This is a genomic window from uncultured Sphingomonas sp., from assembly GCF_964235535.1.
Lineage (GTDB): Bacteria > Pseudomonadota > Alphaproteobacteria > Sphingomonadales > Sphingomonadaceae > Sphingomonas.
In genome coordinates this window covers 1-17,386 of the sequence record NZ_CAXSBH010000022.1, presented here as the reverse complement: position 1 = coordinate 17,386, position 17,386 = coordinate 1, and the positions used below count along the sequence as shown (strand labels likewise).

The 17,386-nt window shown below is 69.9% G+C and carries 20 protein-coding genes and 1 tRNA gene; 6 read left to right on the top strand and 15 right to left on the bottom strand.

Annotated elements, in window-relative coordinates; genetic code table 11:
• Window positions 1-4 precede the first annotated feature (4 nt).
• From ACFE7F_RS08655 to gluQRS, 10 genes are all read right to left on the bottom strand, one after another.
• Window positions 5-81 (bottom strand) — tRNA-Arg (locus ACFE7F_RS08655).
• A 34-nt stretch (window positions 82-115) separates the two neighbouring features.
• Window positions 116-499, bottom strand: coding sequence for a hypothetical protein (locus ACFE7F_RS08650; RefSeq protein ID WP_375403451.1), 384 nt, complete (start codon window positions 497-499; stop codon window positions 116-118).
• Entirely contained in the window at window positions 492-1,163 is a 672-nt protein-coding gene (nth, locus tag ACFE7F_RS08645; RefSeq protein WP_375403450.1) for an endonuclease III, read from the bottom strand. The genes ACFE7F_RS08650 and nth overlap by 8 nt, the downstream gene beginning before the upstream one ends.
• Entirely contained in the window at window positions 1,160-1,888 is a 729-nt protein-coding gene (dapB, locus tag ACFE7F_RS08640; RefSeq protein ID WP_375403472.1) for a 4-hydroxy-tetrahydrodipicolinate reductase, read from the bottom strand. The genes nth and dapB overlap by 4 nt, the downstream gene beginning before the upstream one ends.
• A 14-nt stretch (window positions 1,889-1,902) precedes the next feature.
• Window positions 1,903-2,772, bottom strand: coding sequence for a 3-hydroxyacyl-CoA dehydrogenase NAD-binding domain-containing protein (locus tag ACFE7F_RS08635; RefSeq protein WP_375403449.1), 870 nt, complete (start codon window positions 2,770-2,772; stop codon window positions 1,903-1,905).
• 195 nt (window positions 2,773-2,967) lie between these two features.
• Entirely contained in the window at window positions 2,968-3,900 is a 933-nt protein-coding gene (egtD, locus tag ACFE7F_RS08630; RefSeq protein ID WP_375403448.1) for an L-histidine N(alpha)-methyltransferase, read from the bottom strand.
• Window positions 3,897-5,153 (bottom strand): ergothioneine biosynthesis protein EgtB, encoded by a 1,257-nt coding sequence (gene egtB / locus ACFE7F_RS08625; RefSeq protein WP_375403447.1) that lies wholly within the window; start codon window positions 5,151-5,153, stop codon window positions 3,897-3,899. The genes egtD and egtB overlap by 4 nt, the downstream gene beginning before the upstream one ends.
• 43 nt (window positions 5,154-5,196) lie before the next feature.
• Window positions 5,197-5,757: a cob(I)yrinic acid a,c-diamide adenosyltransferase gene (locus ACFE7F_RS08620; protein ID WP_375403446.1), complete on the bottom strand. Its 561-nt coding sequence runs from the start codon at window positions 5,755-5,757 to the stop codon at window positions 5,197-5,199.
• 4 nt (window positions 5,758-5,761) lie between these two features.
• Window positions 5,762-5,986 (bottom strand): twin transmembrane helix small protein, encoded by a 225-nt coding sequence (locus tag ACFE7F_RS08615; protein ID WP_375403445.1) that lies wholly within the window; start codon window positions 5,984-5,986, stop codon window positions 5,762-5,764.
• A gap of 9 nt (window positions 5,987-5,995) precedes the next feature.
• Complete coding sequence (gene gluQRS / locus ACFE7F_RS08610; protein ID WP_375403444.1) at window positions 5,996-6,847, bottom strand: tRNA glutamyl-Q(34) synthetase GluQRS; 852 nt, start codon at window positions 6,845-6,847, stop codon at window positions 5,996-5,998.
• A 140-nt stretch (window positions 6,848-6,987) separates the two neighbouring features.
• Here gluQRS and ACFE7F_RS08605 point away from each other — a divergent pair, with 140 nt between their 5' ends.
• Genes ACFE7F_RS08605 through ppc form a run of 3 tightly spaced genes read left to right on the top strand, consistent with a single transcriptional unit; the run spans window position 6,988 to window position 10,675 of the window.
• Window positions 6,988-7,554 carry an HNH endonuclease gene (locus ACFE7F_RS08605; protein ID WP_375403443.1) on the top strand — a complete coding sequence of 189 codons (567 nt, stop codon included), beginning with the start codon at window positions 6,988-6,990 and terminating at the stop codon, window positions 7,552-7,554.
• A complete protein-coding gene (locus ACFE7F_RS08600; protein ID WP_375403442.1) occupies window positions 7,551-7,943 on the top strand; it encodes a hypothetical protein in 393 nt (130 codons plus the stop codon). The genes ACFE7F_RS08605 and ACFE7F_RS08600 overlap by 4 nt, the downstream gene beginning before the upstream one ends.
• Window positions 7,944-7,987: 44 nt before the next feature.
• Window positions 7,988-10,675 (top strand): phosphoenolpyruvate carboxylase, encoded by a 2,688-nt coding sequence (gene ppc / locus ACFE7F_RS08595; RefSeq protein WP_375403441.1) that lies wholly within the window; start codon window positions 7,988-7,990, stop codon window positions 10,673-10,675.
• Window positions 10,676-10,683: 8 nt separating this feature from the next.
• Here ppc and ACFE7F_RS08590 read toward each other — a convergent pair whose 3' ends face one another.
• The 4 genes from ACFE7F_RS08590 to ACFE7F_RS08575 are packed head-to-tail and all read right to left on the bottom strand — an operon-like array spanning window position 10,684 to window position 13,761.
• Entirely contained in the window at window positions 10,684-11,076 is a 393-nt protein-coding gene (locus ACFE7F_RS08590) for an acyl-CoA thioesterase (protein ID WP_375403440.1), read from the bottom strand.
• Window positions 11,073-11,294 carry a hypothetical protein gene (locus ACFE7F_RS08585; protein WP_375403439.1) on the bottom strand — a complete coding sequence of 74 codons (222 nt, stop codon included), beginning with the start codon at window positions 11,292-11,294 and terminating at the stop codon, window positions 11,073-11,075. Before ACFE7F_RS08585 ends, ACFE7F_RS08590 begins: the two co-directional genes overlap by 4 nt.
• A gap of 7 nt (window positions 11,295-11,301) precedes the next feature.
• Complete coding sequence (locus ACFE7F_RS08580; RefSeq protein WP_375403438.1) at window positions 11,302-13,377, bottom strand: S9 family peptidase; 2,076 nt, start codon at window positions 13,375-13,377, stop codon at window positions 11,302-11,304.
• Between the two features lie 33 nt (window positions 13,378-13,410).
• Window positions 13,411-13,761, bottom strand: coding sequence for a DUF393 domain-containing protein (locus tag ACFE7F_RS08575; protein ID WP_375403437.1), 351 nt, complete (start codon window positions 13,759-13,761; stop codon window positions 13,411-13,413).
• A 50-nt stretch (window positions 13,762-13,811) separates the two neighbouring features.
• Here ACFE7F_RS08575 and ACFE7F_RS08570 point away from each other — a divergent pair, with 50 nt between their 5' ends.
• From ACFE7F_RS08570 to ACFE7F_RS08560, 3 genes are all read left to right on the top strand, one after another.
• Window positions 13,812-14,744: an NAD(P)/FAD-dependent oxidoreductase gene (locus ACFE7F_RS08570; protein ID WP_375403436.1), complete on the top strand. Its 933-nt coding sequence runs from the start codon at window positions 13,812-13,814 to the stop codon at window positions 14,742-14,744.
• A gap of 35 nt (window positions 14,745-14,779) precedes the next feature.
• The gene (locus tag ACFE7F_RS08565) at window positions 14,780-15,151 is read left to right on the top strand and encodes a hypothetical protein (protein WP_375403435.1); all 372 of its coding nucleotides are present in this window, start codon (window positions 14,780-14,782) and stop codon (window positions 15,149-15,151) included.
• Window positions 15,152-15,306: 155 nt separating this feature from the next.
• Window positions 15,307-17,100, top strand: a complete 1,794-nt coding sequence (locus tag ACFE7F_RS08560) for an aminopeptidase P family protein (RefSeq protein ID WP_375403434.1) — start codon at window positions 15,307-15,309, stop codon at window positions 17,098-17,100.
• A gap of 13 nt (window positions 17,101-17,113) precedes the next feature.
• Here the strand turns inward: ACFE7F_RS08560 and ACFE7F_RS08555 are convergent, their stop codons facing one another.
• Complete coding sequence (locus ACFE7F_RS08555) at window positions 17,114-17,251, bottom strand: hypothetical protein (RefSeq protein WP_375403433.1); 138 nt, start codon at window positions 17,249-17,251, stop codon at window positions 17,114-17,116.
• Window positions 17,252-17,386 lie beyond the last annotated feature (135 nt).

The following is a 17,386-nucleotide window of genomic DNA, read 5'->3' as shown; positions in this document are numbered from 1 at the left end:
AAGGTGGTGCACCCGACAGGATTCGAACCTGTGACCCCTGCCTTCGGAGGGCAGTGCTCTATCCAGCTGAGCTACGGATGCGTGTCGCCGGGATAGCAGCGCGCCGCGCCGGGCGCTAGCGGGTTTTGGCCGCGAGCGTGACCGGCTGGAACGTGGCGAGGCCGCAGCTCGCGCCGCGCTGGATGCCGCCCGCCTGCTGCAGTACGGTGATGATGTCCTGCGCGCACAGCTGGCTTAGCGACGTGGAATAGGTGAACCGCTCCTCGAAGCCCAGCCCCGGGCAGGGTCGGGGCATCGTCACGCGGTAGGTGCGGCGGCCCGACATCATGAAGTCGATCACCTGGTCGCTCCGCACCCGCGTTTCGCGGATGGAGCGGAGCGGGATGCAGGTTCGCGCCTCGCCGACCGGGGTCGCGGCCGGGATTTCACCTCGCCGTTGGACCGCGCCGCCCGACGTGGCGACGGCTGCGAGGATCAGGACGGGTAGGAGCTTACGCATCGCCGATATCCTTCTCGACTTCCGCCTTGGGCGGACGGGTCTTGGGCTCGAACGCGCAAAGGTCGCGGACGATGCATCGCCAGCATTCCGGTCGCCTCGCCTTGCAGACATAACGCCCATGCAGGATCAGCCAGTGATGCGCGCCCCGCTTGAACGACGCGGGCGTCACCGCCTCCAACCCCGCCTCGACCAGCGGCGGCGTCTTGCCTGGGGCCAGGCCGGTCCGGTTGCCGACGCGGAACACATGCGTGTCGACCGCGATCGTCCCCGCCTCGAAGGCGACGTTCATCACGACGGCGGCGGTCTTGCTGCCGATGCCGGGCAGCCGCTCCAGCAACGCGCGGTCGGCGGGCACCTCGCCGTTATGCTCGTCCAGCAACCTTTGGCTCAGCGCGATGACGTTCTTGGCCTTGGTATTATATAGGCCGATCGTGCGGATGTAGCCCCGGAGCGCCTCCTCGCCGAGTTCGACCATCGCGGCGGGCGTGTCGGCGACCGCGAACAGCGGCCGCGTCGCCTTGTTGACGCTCACATCTGTCGCCTGCGCCGACAACGCCACCGCGACCAGCAGCGTATAGGGGTTGATGAAGGCGAGCTCGGTTTCCGGTGCCGGGTCGTTCTCCGCCAGCCGGCGATAGAACTCGAAGACCTCCGCCTCCTTCACAGGCCCAGCACATCCCCCATCCGGTAGCGCCCCGGCGCTTGCCCGACGAGCCACAACGCCGCGCGCACCGCGCCGCGCGCGAAGATCACCCGGTCCTCGCCGCGGTGGCCGAGCTCGATCCGCTCGCCGTCGGTCGCGAACACGACATGGTGGTCGCCGATCACCGATCCGCCGCGAAGCGAAGAGAAGCCGATCGTCCCCTCCGTCCGCGCGCCCGTCAGCCCCGCGCGCCCGTCCACCCGCACCTCCGACAGCGTCGTATCCCGTCCGCTCGCCGCGGCCTCGCCCAGCATCAGCGCGGTGCCGCTCGGCGCGTCGACCTTGTGGCGGTGATGCATCTCGACGATCTCGATGTCCCATTCCGGCCCCAACCGCGCCGCGGCCTCGCGGATCAGCAGCCCGAGCAGCGTGACGCCCAGCGACGTGTTCCCCGTCTGAAGCACCGGGATCTCCGCAGCCGCCGCGTCGATCAGCTGGTGATGCCGCGCCGACAGGCCGGTGGTGCCGATCAGGATCGGCTTGCCCGCGATGCGCGCCGCCTCCAGATGCTCGGTCAGCGCGCTCGCGACCGAGAAGTCGACCAGCACGTCCGCGCGCCCGGCCAGGGGGCGACAATCGTCCTTGGCGTCGACCCCACCCGCGTTGCCCGCGCCGACATCCTCCAGCACGTCGGCGATCGTGCGGCCCATTCGCCCCAGGCTGCCATAGATGCCGACCGCCGTCATGCGCGCGTTCGCGCTCACCGCGTCGGCACCGGCGTCTCGCCGCCATAGTCGTAGAAGCCTCGGCCCGCCTTCTTGCCCAGCCACCCGGCCTCGACATACTTCACCAGCAGCGGCGCGGGCCGGAATTTCGGGTCGCCCGTCCCCTCAAACAGCACGCGCGTGATCTCAAGGCAGGTGTCGAGCCCGATGAAGTCGGCGAGCGTCAACGGCCCCATCGGGTGGTTGAGCCCCAGCTGGCACGCCGCATCGATGTCGGGGATCGTCGCCACCCCCTCCCCGAGCGCGAAGCATGCCTCGTTCAGCATCGGCATCAGCACCCGGTTGACGATGAAGCCCGGCGCATCGTTCGCGCGTACCACCCGCTTGCCCAGCGCCTGCGCGTAGACCTCGACCGCCGCCACCGTCGCGTCGGAGGTGGCCAGCCCGCGGATCAACTCGATCAGCCCCATGACGGGAACCGGATTGAAGAAATGCACACCCACGAACCGCGCCGGATCGGGCGACGCCTGCGCCAGCCGCGTGATCGGGATGGAGGAGGTGTTGGTCGCCAGGATCGCGTCGGGGCGCAATACCTGCCCCACATCGGCGAAGATCTGGCGCTTGATCGCCTCCCGCTCGGTCGCCGCTTCGATCACCAGGTCGCACGCGCCCATCGCCGCCGCGCCCTCGACCGGCTCGATCAGCGCGAGCGCCGCGTCGCGGTTCGCGCCGGCGATCTTTTCCTTGGCGACCGAGCGATCCAGCTGCTTGGCGATCCCCGCCAGCCCCGCCCCGGCGCGGTCGAGCGACACGTCGGACAGCAGCACGCGAAACCCTGCCTGCGCCGAGACCTGCGCGATCCCCGCGCCCATCTGTCCCGCCCCAATGACGCCCACGATTTGCATGCCGGTTCCTGTCCGATCGCCCGCCCCAACCCGTTCGTGCTGAGCTTGTCGAAGCATCGTTCTTCCTCGCGACCGTTGCGGGAGGACGACCCTTCGACAAGCTCAGGGCGAACGGTCAGTGGAGCCCTCGCCTATGTTCCTCCTAGCCCTTGCCGCCGCCGCCGCCCGACCGCAACCCGGCACGAACGCGCGTCGTTAAGGAGTTGCGCCGACCGGCCGGGCCTCCGCCAGCAGCACCGCAAACAGCGCGTCCGGGTCGGTCCACTCCGCCACCGGCTCCCACCCGCCCGCGCGCAGCAGCAGCCGGGCGGCGTCGGCGGTGTATTTGTGGCTGTTCTCGGTGTGGATCGTCTCGCCCGCCGCCATCCCGAACGCCTCGCCCGCCACGGTGAACTCCACCTCGCGTGTCGCCTCCAGATGCATCTCGATCCGCGCCGCGCCCGCGTTCCACCGCGCGACATGCCGGAACGCGTCCATCGGCACGTCACCGTCCAGCTCGCGGTTGATCCGCTCCAGCAGATTGAGGTTGAAGCGTGCCGTCACGCCCGCCGCGTCGTCATACGCGGCGGTCAGCACGCCGACATCCTTCACCCGGTCCATGCCGATCAGCAGGGTCGCGCCCTCGCCCAACGACGCCCGCATTGCGCGGAGCAGGTCAACCGCGCCCGCCGGCTCCAGATTGCCGATCGTGGAACCCGGGAAGAACCCCAGCCTGGGGCGATCCGCCACTGCGGCCGGCAACGTCATCGGCCGGGTGAAGTCCGCCTCGAACGGCACCACCTCGACCTCCGGGAACTCGCCCGCCAGCACCCGCGCCGCCTCGCGCAGGAAGTCGCCCGATATGTCGATCGGCACGTACACCGCCGGCTTCACGCAGCGCAGCAGCACGCGCGTCTTTGTCGACGCGCCCGATCCGAACTCGACCACCGCGCGACCCGGTCCGACGAGCGCCGCGACTTCGTCGCAGGCCGCCTCCAGAATCGCCGTCTCGGTCCGCGTCGGATAATATTCCGGCAGTTCGGTGATCAGCTCGAACAGCTCGGACCCCGCCCGGTCGTAGAACCAGCGCGCCGGGATCGCGCGCGGCCGCGCCCTCAGCCCCGCGAGCACGTCGTCACGGAAGCTCACAAATCGCGCGCCAACCGGACGCCCGTGAACTGCCACCGCTGATGGGCTGCGAAGAAATTGCGGTAGCTGGCCGAGACGTGCCCGCGCGGGGTCGCGCACGATCCGCCGCGCAGCACGAACTGCCCGCTCATGAACTTGCCGTTATACTCACCCACCGCGCCCTCGACCGCGCGGAACCCCGGATAAGGCCGGAAGGCGGACCCCGTCCATTCCCACACGTCCCCGAAAAAGGCCGGTCCGCCGGGCGAAGGACGCGGCTCGACCGGACCCGCCGCGTCCAGCTGGTTGCCCCCCGCCGGATCGTGCGCGGCGGCGGCCGATTCCCATTCCGCCTCGGTCGGCAGCCGCGCGCCCGCGTAAGCCGCATAGGCGTCCGCCTCGTACAGGCTCACATGCGTGACCGGGGCCGCCGGATCGATCGCGCGCCGCCCGTCCAGCCCGAAGCGCGTCCACCCGCCATCCCGCTTCTGCCAATAAAGCGGAGCCTCGACCTCCTCGGATCGCACCCAGGCCCAACCCTCGCTCAGCCAATGGCGCGGGTCCCGGTAGCCGCCGTCGTCGATGAAGGCGAACCACTCCTGATTCGTCACCGTCCGGTCGGCAAGCGCGTGCGGCTGGAGCCAGACGGTGTGGCGCGGCCCCTCGCTATCGAATGCGAAGCCTGCGCCTGAATGGCCGACCTCGACCGGCCCCTCGCGTCCTTCGATCCATCCGGTCGGCCCCGGCATCGCCACCGGCGTCTTGGGGGCGGGCGGCCACAACGCGGGCTCGAGCGGATTGCGCGACAACAGATGGAGGATGTCGGTCTGCAGCAGTTCCTGATGCTGCTCCTCGTGCCGGCAGCCCAGCTCCACCAGCGCCCGCGCCGCACCCGGCAGGTCGGGCAGCGCGAGGACCAGCGCCGCATCGACATACGCCCGGTATCCGCGCACCTCGTCCAGCGTCGGGCGCGTCATCAGCCCGCGCGCATCCCGCGCCTGCCGAGCTCCCTCCGCCTCGTAATAGCTGTTGAACAGGAATGGCCAGCGGTCATGATGCAGCCGGTATCCAGGCACATGATCGCGCAGCACGAACGTTTCGAAGAACCAGGTCGTGTGCGCCAGATGCCATTTGGCGGGCGACGCGTCGGGCATCGACTGCACCGTCGCGTCCGCGTCCGACAGCGGCGCGGCGAGTGCCAGCGACAGGCCACGCACCGTCTCGAACCGCCGGACGAGCGCGTCCGCCTCGTGGATCGCTGGGACCGTCGTCATGTCCGGCCCCTAACATGGAGCAGCGTTTCCTGCCTAGATCGGGTCAGCGCGTCGCGCCCGGCTTCCACAGCACGTCGCTGTCCGCGCCGTTCGCCGCGCGCGCGGCGACGAACAGATAGTCCGACAAGCGGTTGATGTAGGCCAGCGCGTGCGGGTTCGCGTGCGCCCCCATCGCCACCACGCTCCGCTCCGCGCGCCGGGTGACCGCGCGCGCGACGTGCAGCGCCGCCGCGCCCGCGCTCCCGCCGGGCAGGATGAAGCTCGTCAGCGGCGGCAGATGCTCGTTTGCGGCATCGATCGCGCGCTCCAGCCGCTCGACCTGTGCGGGCACGATCCGCAGCACTATCTCCGACGGCGTGAAGTCGTCGCCGGGCGTGGCGAGATCCGCCCCCAGATCGAACAACTCGTTCTGCACGGTCGCCAGCTCGCGGGCTATCGGATGATCGCCGAGCGCGACGACCGCGACCCCGATGCACGAGTTGGCCTCATCGACATCGCCCATCCCCGCCAACCGCGGATCGGCCTTGGACAGCCGCGATCCGTCGACCAGCCCGGTATGCCCTGCGTCGCCGGTCCGCGTGTAGATGCGGTTGAGCTTGACCAACTCCTTACGTCCGACCGGCGGCGAACAGGATCACAACGATGATCACCACCGCGATGCCCTGGAAGAAGATGCGCTGCTGCATCATGCTGTTCGACTTGAGCGACGACGTGCTCGGCCCGCCCTTCACCTCCGCGCTCGAGTCCTGAAGAAACGCGATGACCCCCCGCACCAGCGCCACGACGGTCGCGATCATCGCCGCGACGAGGAGGATGATGAGAAAAGTATTCATGACCCCGATCTAGTCGCGCCCGATCGAATATCCAGCGGGCGCGATATCCTTCATCAATCCGGCGGCCAATTTCGGTCCTTCCACCCCGGCCGCGCGCAGGCTCGCCAGCGACGGGCTCCCCCGCCGCTTCGCCAGCCGTTCGCCGTCCGCCCCCACCAGCAGCGGATGGTGGCGATAGCGCGGCGTCGGCAGCCCGAGCAGCGCCTGAAGCAGCCGGTGGATATGCGTCGCGTCGAACAGGTCGACCCCGCGCACCACGTCGGTGACGCCCTGCGCCGCATCGTCGACCGTCACCGCCAGATGGTAGCTCGTCGCCAGGCCCTTGCGCGCCAGCACCACGTCGCCCTGCGCTTCGGGCACGGCGGACACGACCCCCGCATGCTCGTCCCACCAATCGATCGGCCCCGCCGCCGCGACCGCGCGGGCGACGTCCAGCCGCCAGGCATGCGCCTCGCCCATGCGCGGCCCCGCATCGATGTCCCGACACGTCCCCGGATAGACGGCAGCCGGCCCATGCGGGGCCGACGCCGCCTCGGCGATCTCCGCGCGCGTGCAAAAGCACGGGTACACCAGCCTCCGCGCCGCCAGCGCGTCGAGCGCCGCCGCGTGGCCCTCCAGCCGCGCCGACTGGAACGTCACCGGTCCGTCCCAATCCAACCCCAGCCAGCGCAGGTCGTCCAGAATGCCCGCGACATGCTCCGCTCGGCTCCGCGCCCCGTCGATATCCTCGATGCGGAGCAGGAACGCGCCGCCCCGCATCCGCGCGAAAGCACGAGCGCGCAAGGCGGAATAGGCATGACCCAGATGCAGCGCTCCCGTCGGGCTCGGCGCGAAACGGGTGACCACGGGCCCGCCTTCCATCAGCTAGCGCCGTTCACCTGGATCACCCACAACCACTAGCGGCAACCCTCGCGCTTGACCGCGCGTTGTCCCCCGTGCTGTCATCATGCCGTCACCGCGCCCGGGCAGGGGCGCACGCGTAACGTATTTGGGGAGGAGCCGTGTATCATCCCGACCTGATCCGCCATCCGGACGGCTGTCCAGCACTCGTCCTCAACGCCGATTACACCCCGTTATCGTACTATCCGCTCAGCCTGTGGCCGTGGCAGACCGCGGTCAAGGCGGTGTTCCTCGACCGCGTCGACATCGTCTCGCATTACGAGCGCGAGGTGCGGAGCGCGCATACGTCGCTCAAGCTGCCCTCGGTCATTGCGCTCAAGCAGTTCGTGAAGCCCTCGCAATTTCCCGCCTTCACGCGCTTCAACCTGTTCCTGCGCGACCGCTTCCACTGCCAATATTGCGGCCGCCACCGCGAACTGACCTTCGACCACGTCGTCCCGCGCGCGCAAGGCGGGCGCACCACCTGGGAAAACGTCGTCACCGCGTGCGCGCCCTGCAACCTCAAAAAGGGCGGCCGCACGCCCAAGCAGGCGTCGATGCCGCTCCATCTGGAACCCATCCGCCCGACCAGCTGGCATCTTCAGGAACATGGCCGGGCCTTTCCGCCCAACTATCTCCACGACACATGGCGCGACTGGCTCTATTGGGACATCGAATTGGAAGCGTGACGGGGGCGGGAATGCGGTCGGTGGTGCTCGGAATGGCGGCGTTGCTCGCCGGGTGCAGCGACGAAGTTTCGGAGCGCGCCGCCGCCGACGCCAAGGCCGCCGATTTCACGCCTCCGGCCGTCACCTCGCGCCTCGATTGGGGCGGACAGCAGGAACGCCGTTTCGCCGTGCTCGATCGCAACGCCGACGGCAAGCTGACCGCCAACGAGTTCCCCCGCGTCGACTCCCGCCTGGTCCGCGGCGACGCGAACGGCGACGGGGAGATCACCAAGATCGAGTTCACCACCGCCACCATGGGGCGCTTCGACCGGATGGATCTGAACCGCGACGGCACCGTCACCTCCGAAGAGCAGGACACGACGCAGAACGGCACGATCGCCGCCGACTGATCCCTGATATTGACGGCATCGCCGCCGCGCCGCAGCATGGATCGATGGCCAGCTCCCCGACGCCCGACCTGCCCCCCATCGCCAACAACGAGGATGTCCGCTTCCTCGGCAAGCTGCTGGGCGACGTCATCCGCGCGCAGGGCGGCGACCGCCTGTTCGACGCCACCGAGGCGATCCGCAGCGCTTCCGTCGAACGCCACCGGGGCGGTGGTGGTAGCGGAGAAGCGCTCGACCTTCGGCTCGAGGCGCTCGGCCTCGACGAGACGCTCGATTTCGTGCGCGGCTTCATGCTCTTCTCCATGCTCGCCAACCTCGCCGAGGATCGGCAGGGCGTGCAGACCGACGCCGACGCCGACCTGGACGGCGCGCTCCGCCGCCTGGCCGAGCACGGGGTCAACCACGCCGCCGTCGAGACGCTGCTGTCGCGGGCGCTGATCGCCCCCGTGCTGACCGCCCATCCCACCGAGGTGCGGCGCAAGAGCATGATCGATCACCGTAACCGCATCGCCGAGCTCATGGCGCTCCGCGATCGCGGTACGACCGAGACTTCCGACGGCGACCTGATCGCCGAGGGCGTCGCCCGCCAGATCGCACTGCTTTGGCAGACCCGCGTGCTGCGCCGCGAACGCCTCTATGTCGCCGACGAGGTCGAAACAGCGCTCAGCTATCTGCGCGACGTGTTCCTTCCCACCCTCCCCGTGCTTTACCAGCGCTGGGACCGCGCGCTCGGGCGGCGCGTGCCCGCGTTTCTGCGTCCGGGCAGCTGGATCGGTGGCGACCGCGACGGCAACCCCAACGTCGACGCCGCCTCGCTCCGCACCGCGCTCGCCAAGTCCTGCGAGGCGGTGCTCGGCCACTATCTCGAGGGCGTCCACGCGCTGGGGGCCGAACTCTCGATATCAGCCGAGCACGCCGCCATCCCCGACGGCGTGCGCGACCTAGCCGACCGCTCGGGCGACAGCGCCCCAAGCCGCGCCGACGAACCCTACCGCCGCGCGCTGTCGGGGATCCACGCACGTCTCGCCGCGACGCACCTCCACCTCGCCGGCAAGCCCGCCCCCCGCCCCGGCGCGCTGAGGGGCGAGGCGTACCTCGACCCCGCCGCGCTCCGCACCGATCTCGTCACCCTCGCCAAGGGTCTCGCCGCCACCGGCGAGGCGCTGTCCTCGGGTGGCGCGCTCGGTCGCCTGATCCGCGCCGTCGAGCTGTTCGGCTTTCACCTGGCCCCGCTCGACCTCCGCCAGAACTCGGCCGTCCATGAACGCGTCGTCGCCGAATTGCTCGCGGTGGCCGGGGTCGAACCCGACTATCTCGCCCTCCCCGAGGACGCCCGCGTCGCCCTTCTCCGCCGCGAGCTCGCCGGCCCCCGCCCGCTCGCGAGCCGCTACACCGCCTACTCCGACGAGACCGCCTCCGAGCTCGCGATCCTCCAGGCCGCCGCCGACGCCCACCGCGCCTACGGTTCCGCCGCGATCGTCAACTACGTCGTGTCGATGGCCAAATCGGTTTCCGACCTGCTCGAGGTCAACCTGCTCCTGAAGGAGGTCGGCCTCTACCGCCCAGGGATCCCGCCCACCGCCGCGATCATGGCCGTTCCCCTGTTCGAGACGATCGAGGACCTCGAAGCCGCGCCCGCCATCATGCGCGCCTGGCTCGCCACGCCCGAGGTCGCGGCCGTCGCCTGCGCGCGCGGCCATCAGGAAGTAATGATCGGCTATTCCGACTCCAACAAGGATGGCGGCTACCTGACCTCGACCTGGAGCCTGTCCAAGGCGTCCTCCGCGCTCGCTCCCGTCTTCGCCGAGGCGGGCGTCGCGATGCAGCTGTTCCACGGCCGCGGCGGCGCGGTCGGGCGCGGGGGCGGCTCCGCCTTCGCCGCCATCCGCGCGCAGCCCCCCGGCACCGTCCAGGGCCGCATCCGCATCACCGAACAGGGCGAGGTGATCGCGGGCAAATACGGCACCCGCGAGAGCGCGCTCGTCAACCTGGAGGCGATGGCGTCGGCCACCCTCCTCGCCAGCCTCGAGCCGCCCCGCCTCTCGAACGCCGAGAACGAGCGCTTCGCCGCCGCCATGGATGGGGCGTCGGCCACCGCCTTCCGCACCTACCGCGACCTCGTCTACGGCACGGAAGGCTTCCGCACCTTCTTCCGCCAGCTCACCCCCATCGCCGAGATCGCCGGCCTGAAGATCGGTTCCCGCCCCGCCAGCCGCACCAAGTCCGACCGCATCGAGGACCTGCGTGCCATCCCCTGGGTGTTCAGCTGGGCGCAGGCGCGCGTCATGCTCCCCGGCTGGTACGGCGTCGGCAGCGCGCTGGCCGAGGGCGACCCCGCGCTTCTCGCCGACATGGCGGAGGGTTGGCCGCTCTTCGCCGTGACGCTCGCCAACATGGAGATGGTGCTCGCCAAATCCGACATGGGCCTGGCCGCCCGCTACGCCGCGCTCGTCGAGGACGCGTCCTTGCGCGATCCCATCTTCATCCGCATCCGGGACGAGTGGCACCGCACCCACGACGCGCTGCTGCGCGTCACCGGCCAGTCGCGCCTCCTCGAGCACCACCCCGCCCTCGACGCCAGCATCCGCCTCCGCCTTCCCTACATCGAACCGCTCAACCTCCTCCAGATCGAACTGCTCAAGCGCCACCGCGCCGGCGAAACCGACGCCCGCGTCGAGGAAGGCATCCTCCTGTCGATCAACGCGATCGCGACCGCACTCAGGAACAGCGGCTAAGAAGACGATCAGCTTAGCAGCGGCGCCGCGACCTCCGGCCATATCCTCAGCAGCCGCCCGCTCTCCCGGTCGATGAGCGCCCAGGTCGTCAGCGCCTCGACCTTCACCCGCCCGTCCGCGCCGACGAACCGCACCCGCCGGTCGAACCGCGCGCCCCGCGGCGGGCCGGGCACCCAGGTCTCGCCCGTCACGCCCTCCCCGGCCGTCACGTTGCCCCGGTAGTCGATCTCGTGCCGCACCACGACCCATACGCAGGCCGCCCGGTGCGCGGCCGACGCGACCGCCTCCCAATGCGCGACAGCCAGCTCCTGCACCCACCGCACCCACACCGCGTTGTTGACGTGGCCCAGCTCGTCGATGTCGCCGTCGCACGCGGTGAACGGAAGCGAGAAAAGCGTCACGCCCCCCAGCCTCGCCGCCACCGGACCAGTTGGACGACCGCAAACAGGATCTGGTCGGCGGCGAACGATCCCCCGGCGGCGGCCATCGCGGCGGGCAGCGGGAACGAGCCCCGATGCGCGAACACCCCGCCCAGGGTCGCCGTCGTCTCCCCCTCGATCCCCGCGCCCAGGAACAGCGCCAGCAGGCCATAGCGCGCGACGAGCGGATCGAGCGTCATTCCCGGTTCAGCCCGCGGGCGCGGGCGGCGGCTCGACCCCCATCTGCCACAGCACGAACGCATGTTCTTCCGCCGTCTCGCGCAAGCTCTCGAACCGCCCCGACTTGCCCCCATGCCCAGCACCCATGTTGGTCTTGAGCAGCAGCATGTTCCCGTCCGTCTTCATCACCCGAAGCTTCGCCGCCCACTTGGCCGGCTCCCAGTAGGTCACGCGCGGATCGTTCAGCCCGCCCGAGATGAACAGGGGCGGGTAGTCCTGAGCCTGCACGTTGTCGTAAGGGCTGTATCCCCGGATCAGCTCGAACGCCGCCGGATCCTCGATCGGGTTCCCCCATTCCGGCCATTCGCCCGGCGTCAGCGGCAGCTCCGCGTCGAGCATCGTGTTGAGCACGTCCACGAACGGCACGTCCGCGATCACCGCGCCCCACAGTTCGGGGTCGGAATTGACCACCGCCCCCATCAGTTCGCCCCCCGCCGACGCGCCGGCGATCGCGATCCGGCCTTCGCGCGTCCAATCCTGCGCGATCAACGCACGAGCGACATCCACGAAGTCGTTGAACGTGTTCGCCCGCTTCTCCAGCTTCCCGTCCAGGTACCATTGCTGCCCCAGATCGTCCCCGCCCCGAATATGCGCGATCGCATAGGCGAACCCCCGGTCGAGCAGCGACAGCCGCCCCGTCGAGAAACCCGGCGGGATCGCATGGCCGTACGCGCCGTAGGAATACAGGAACACGCGCCCCGTCCCGTCGCGCGGGAAGCCTACCGGATGCACGATCGACACCGGCACCTCCGTCCCGTCGCGCGCAACGATCTTCAGCCGCTCGGTCCGGTAGCGCGACCCGTCATACCCCGACGGGATCTCCTGCACCTTCAACGTCTCGATCTCGCCCGTCGCTAGGTCGTAATCATACACCGTCCCCGGCGTGACCATCGACTCGTATCCAAGCCGAAGCTTCTCGACATGATACTCGGGATTGTCGCCCAGCCCCGCCGCGTAGCTCGCCTCCGGAAACGCGATCCGCTTGGGATCGCCGCCTTCATAGGAATGGATCAGCACCTGATCCAACCCATCCTCGCGCCCCTCGACGACGAAGAAGTCGCGGTAGCATTCCACCCCCGTCATGTAGAATTGCGGCGAGGGCGCGATCAGCTCGGTCCAGTTTCCCGGATCGGCGACGGGCGCGGTGCAGAGCCGAAATTGCGGGTCGACGTCGTTGGTATGGATGAACAGCACGCCATCATGCTCGTCCACGTCATACTCGCGCCCGACCAGGCGCGGTGCGACCAGGATCGGCTGGGCGAACGGGTCGTCCGCGGGCAGCAGCCGCACCTCGCTCGTCACATGGTCGCCCGTGCCGATCACGATCCACGCGCGCGACGACGTCTCCCCCACCGCCACGCGGAAACCCTCATCGGCCTCCTTGAACAGCTCGACATCATCCGCGACGGGCGTCCCCAGCCTGTGGAAACGCGCATTGTCGGTCCGCCACTGCTCGTTGGCGACGCCGTACAAAAAACCCGCATCGTCCGCCGTCCACACGATGTCGGACAGCATTCCCGGGATCACCTCGGGCAGATGCTCGCCGGTCTGGAGGTTCTTGACCCTGACCTCGAACCGCTCCGCGCCGCTGTCGTCGACCGCATAGGCCAGGTGCCGCCCGTCGTTCGATACCGCGAACGCGCCCAGCCGGAAATATTCGTGCCCCTCCGCCAGCTCGGGCTCGCTCAGCAGCAGCTCGTCCGGCCCGCCCGCCGCCGGCTTGCGCCACCACAACCGATATTGCCCGCCCGTCTCGAACGCGGTCCAATAAAGCCAGTCGCCGTCCTTCTGCGGCACGGACGACTCGTCCTCCTTGATCCGCCCCTTCATCTCCTCATAGATCCGGTCGACCAGCGGCCGGTGCGGGGCCATGACGCTCTCGAAATACGTGTTCTCGGCCTCCAGGTAAGCGAGTATGTCCGCGTCCTCGACATCGGGATAGTTCGGGTCCTTCAACCAGTGATACGGGTCCTGGGTGGTGACGCCGTGCATGGTGAAGCTGTGCGGACGGCGGTCCGCGACGGGAGGCTGGATATCGGTCATCCCCGCCCCATAGCGGTCAGGGCCGCCCGCGCGCTACCGCTCTCGCATCCACCGCTGTAGCCGGGGCCGCACCCGCAGGAACCGGAGATACGCCGCCTCCAGCACCCGCAGCACGCCCGGAACCCGCGCGATCAGCCCCAACGGCCGCATGACCGGGATCGCCCGCCACATCGCCGCGAACGCCGCCGCGCCCGACCGCATCGTGCCGCCCTCGCACGCATGGAACCGCGCCAGCAGCTCGGCCCGGTCGATCGGGCAGACGCTGTTCCCATCGGCCACGTCCACCCACTCGATCCGTTCGCCCCGGTCGAGCCGCCGCATCAGCGCGATCTCGCGCACGCATAACGGGCAACCCCCGTCGTACCAGACCGTCACCTGTGCCATGGGGACGCAGATGGGGGCGACCCGCCCGCGGGACCAGTTGGAGCGACAGCATGCGCGTCGGTATCGCCGGAGCCGGGATGGCCGGCCTGTCCTGCGCGGGCGGGCTCGCCGCCGCCGGCCATGCGCCGGTCCTGTTCGACAAGGGCCGCGGCCCCGGCGGCCGCATGTCGACCCGCCGGGTGGAGGTCGGCGGCCGCACCCTGACCTTCGACCACGGCGCGCAATACATGACCGCGCGCGATCCCGCCTTCGTCGCCCAGGTCGCGGCGTGGGAGGCACAGGGCGTCGTCGCCCGCTGGCCCGCCGCCGGTCCCGATGCCTGGGTCGGCACCCCCGGCATGAGCGCCCCCGTCCGAGCGCTCGCCGCCGAGCACGACGTCCGCTGGACCACGCGGGTCGAGGCACTCCGCCTCGACGCGAACGGCTGGACGCTCGACGGTGCGGAAACCGAGCCGTTCGACGCGGTCGTCATCGCGCTCCCCGCCGAGCAGGCCGCCCCGCTCCTCGCCCCGCATTACCCGGCCTTCGCCACGACCGCCGCCGCCTCGCGCACGCTCCCCTGCTGGACCGCGATGGCCGTGTTCGCCGAACCGCTCGCGGGCGTTCCCGACGTGGTCAAGGACGCGGGCCCGATCGGCTGGGCCGCGCGCGACGGAGCCAAGCCCGGCCGCGCCGGCATGGAAAGTTGGGTGATCCAGGCCCCCCCCGACTGGTCGCAGGAGCATCTGGAGGAGACGCCCGACACCATCGCCCCCACCCTGCTGGCCCTTTTCGCGCAGCATCTCGGCGTCAACCTGCCCCACCCCGTCCACCTCGCCGCCCACCGCTGGCGCTTCGCTCGCAGCCGTCCGCCCGCCGACGCTCCCGGCGCGCTCTGGGACGGCGACGGCAGGCTCGGCATCTGCGGCGATTGGCTCCTCGCCCCGCGCGTCGAGGCGGCGTGGCTGTCCGGCCGCCGACTGGCGTCCCTCATGGCGTCCTAAGCGTTCCGCCCCCGACCCGAACGGAGCGTCCGCCCATGTCCTACATCCTCATCAACGCCCTCCCGATCCTCCTGGCCGGGCTGATCGGCACCGCCATCATCGCCGTCGCCTGGCGCGGCTGCACCACCACGCCGATCCTCCTCGCCACCTTTGCGCTCCTATCGTGGCTCGCCGCGATCCTGGCGGGCGCGCTGATCCTCGCCCCCGTCACGGCGGGCGTCTGGACCGTCGCGCTCGGCAGCGCCTTCATCATCTGGATCGGCTTCGTCCTGCCCACCGTAACGATCGGCCTGGTCACCCGCGGCGTCGGCTGGCCACGCGCGCTTGCCGAAGCGGCGATCTGGCTGGCGGTGATGCTCGCCCAAGCGGTCGTGCTCCGCGCGATCGGCGTCGTGGGTCCGGGCTGACGATCTACGCTGTCCTACAAGATCGCCATCTGCCACGACTCGCCCCGCCATGACGACCGCGCGCTTTCTGCCCCGATCGACCCGCCATCACGGGCCAGTCGAAATCCGCGTCCACGCGTCAACTAGTGTCAACTTGTTCAGAATGGTTAACGCCGATGCTTCCGCATAGTGACCGCCTCCAGGCCCTCCGAGCCCAGCTCGCGACACAGGGTCTGGACGGCTTCGTCGTCCCACTCACCGACGAGCATATGAGCGAATATGTCGGTGCCTACGCCCAGCGGCTCGCCTGGCTGACCGGCTTCGGCGGTTCGGCCGGCACCGCCGTCGTGCTGGCGGACGAGGCGGCGATCTTCACCGACGGACGCTATACGCTCCAAGTTTGCGAGCAGGTCTCGTCCGACGACTGGGAATATGTCGGCGTCCCCGAAACGAGCGTCGCCGCCTGGCTCGGCGAACAGGCGAAGGCGGGCCAGCGCATCGGCTACGATCCCTGGCTCCACACCCGCGCCGATGTCCGCGCGCTGGAGGCCGCACTCGCCCCCGTCAGCGCGATGCTGGTCGCGGTCGAGGCAAACCCGGTCGACGCGATCTGGACCGACCGTCCGGCTCCGTCACCCGCCAAGCTGACCCTCCAGTCCGACGAACTCGCCGGCCGCAGCTCCGCCGCCAAGCGCGCCGACATCGCCGATTGGCTCACCTCGCGGAACGCCGACGCGGTCGTCCTGTCAGCGCTCGACTCGGTCGCCTGGACGCTCAACATCCGGGGAGCCGATGTCGACCATACCCCCGTCGCGCTGTCCTATGCGCTGGTCCATGCCGACGGCACCGCCGACCTGTTCGTCGCCCCCGACAAGCTCGACGACGCCGTCCGCCGCCATCTCGGCAACGGGGTGCGCGTCCACGACCGAGCCGATTTCGGCGTGACCTTAGTGAACTTCCGCGACAAACGCATCGTCGCCGACCCCGAGCGCACGGTCGCCGCGATCCTCGACCGGCTGGAGCAAGGGGGCGCGACCGTCCTCGCGTTCCGTGATCCCGTGGTCCTCGCCAAGGCGCTCAAGAACGACGCCGAGATCGCCGGCCACTGCGCCGCCTCGATCCGCGACGGCGCTGCGCTCACCCGCTTCCTCCGCTGGGTCGAGACCGAATGCCCTCGCGGCGGCCAGACCGAACTCTCCGCCGCCGCCAAGCTGCTGGAGCTCCGCCAAGCCACCGGCGCGCTGATCGACACCAGCTTCTCGACCATCTCCGCCACCGGCCCCCACGGCGCGATCCCGCACTACCACGTCACCGACGAGTCAAACGCTCCGATCGAACCCGGCCAGCTGTTCCTGATCGACTCGGGCGGTCAGTATGCCGACGGCACCACCGACGTGACGCGCGTGATGCCGATCGGCGATCCCACCCCCGAAATGCGAGACCGCTTCACCCGCGTGCTCAAGGGCCACATCGCGCTCGCGACCGCGACCTTCCCCGACGGGACGCTAGGCGGCCATCTCGACAGCTTCGCCAGACGGCCGCTCTGGGAGGCCGGGCTCGACTACCCCCACGGCACCGGTCACGGCATCGGCGCATATCTGTCGGTCCATGAAGGACCGCAACGCATCGCCGCGCCCAACTACCCCGGTGGCGCGGCGCTGGAACCGATCCGCGCCCGCATGATGCTCTCCAACGAGCCCGGCTATTACAAGCCCGGCGAATACGGCATCCGCATCGAGAACCTCGTGCTGGTCGTCTCGCGCGACGTGCCCGGCGGCGACCGCCCGATGCTCGGTTTCGAAACGCTCACCCTCGCCCCGATCGAACGGACGATGATCGACCCCGCCCTGCTGACGAAGGCCGAAATGAGCTGGCTCGACGAGTACCACGCCAAAGTGGCCGGGACGCTAGGCCCCGAACTGGATGGCGACGACCGCGCATGGCTCGTCGCCAAATGCGCTCCGCTCTAGGCCGGTGAGCGCGCTATTCATGGGTGTCGGCGGGCGGAACGCTCGGCTCGTGCGCCCGTTCGCGCGCTTGCGCCTTGCGCTTGAGCAGGTTCGCCCGCAGCTGCGCCGCCAGCCGTTCGGCCCTATCGTACTTGGCGTCCTTCTCGCCCATGCGGCCCGTATCGCCTCGCCCGCGCGCCTTGACAACACAGGTGCCGTCCGCTCTAGGCGCGCTTCGCCCGAACGGGGTCGAGTGCTGCCGTAGCTCAGTGGTAGAGCGCATCCTTGGTAAGGCTGAGGTCGTGAG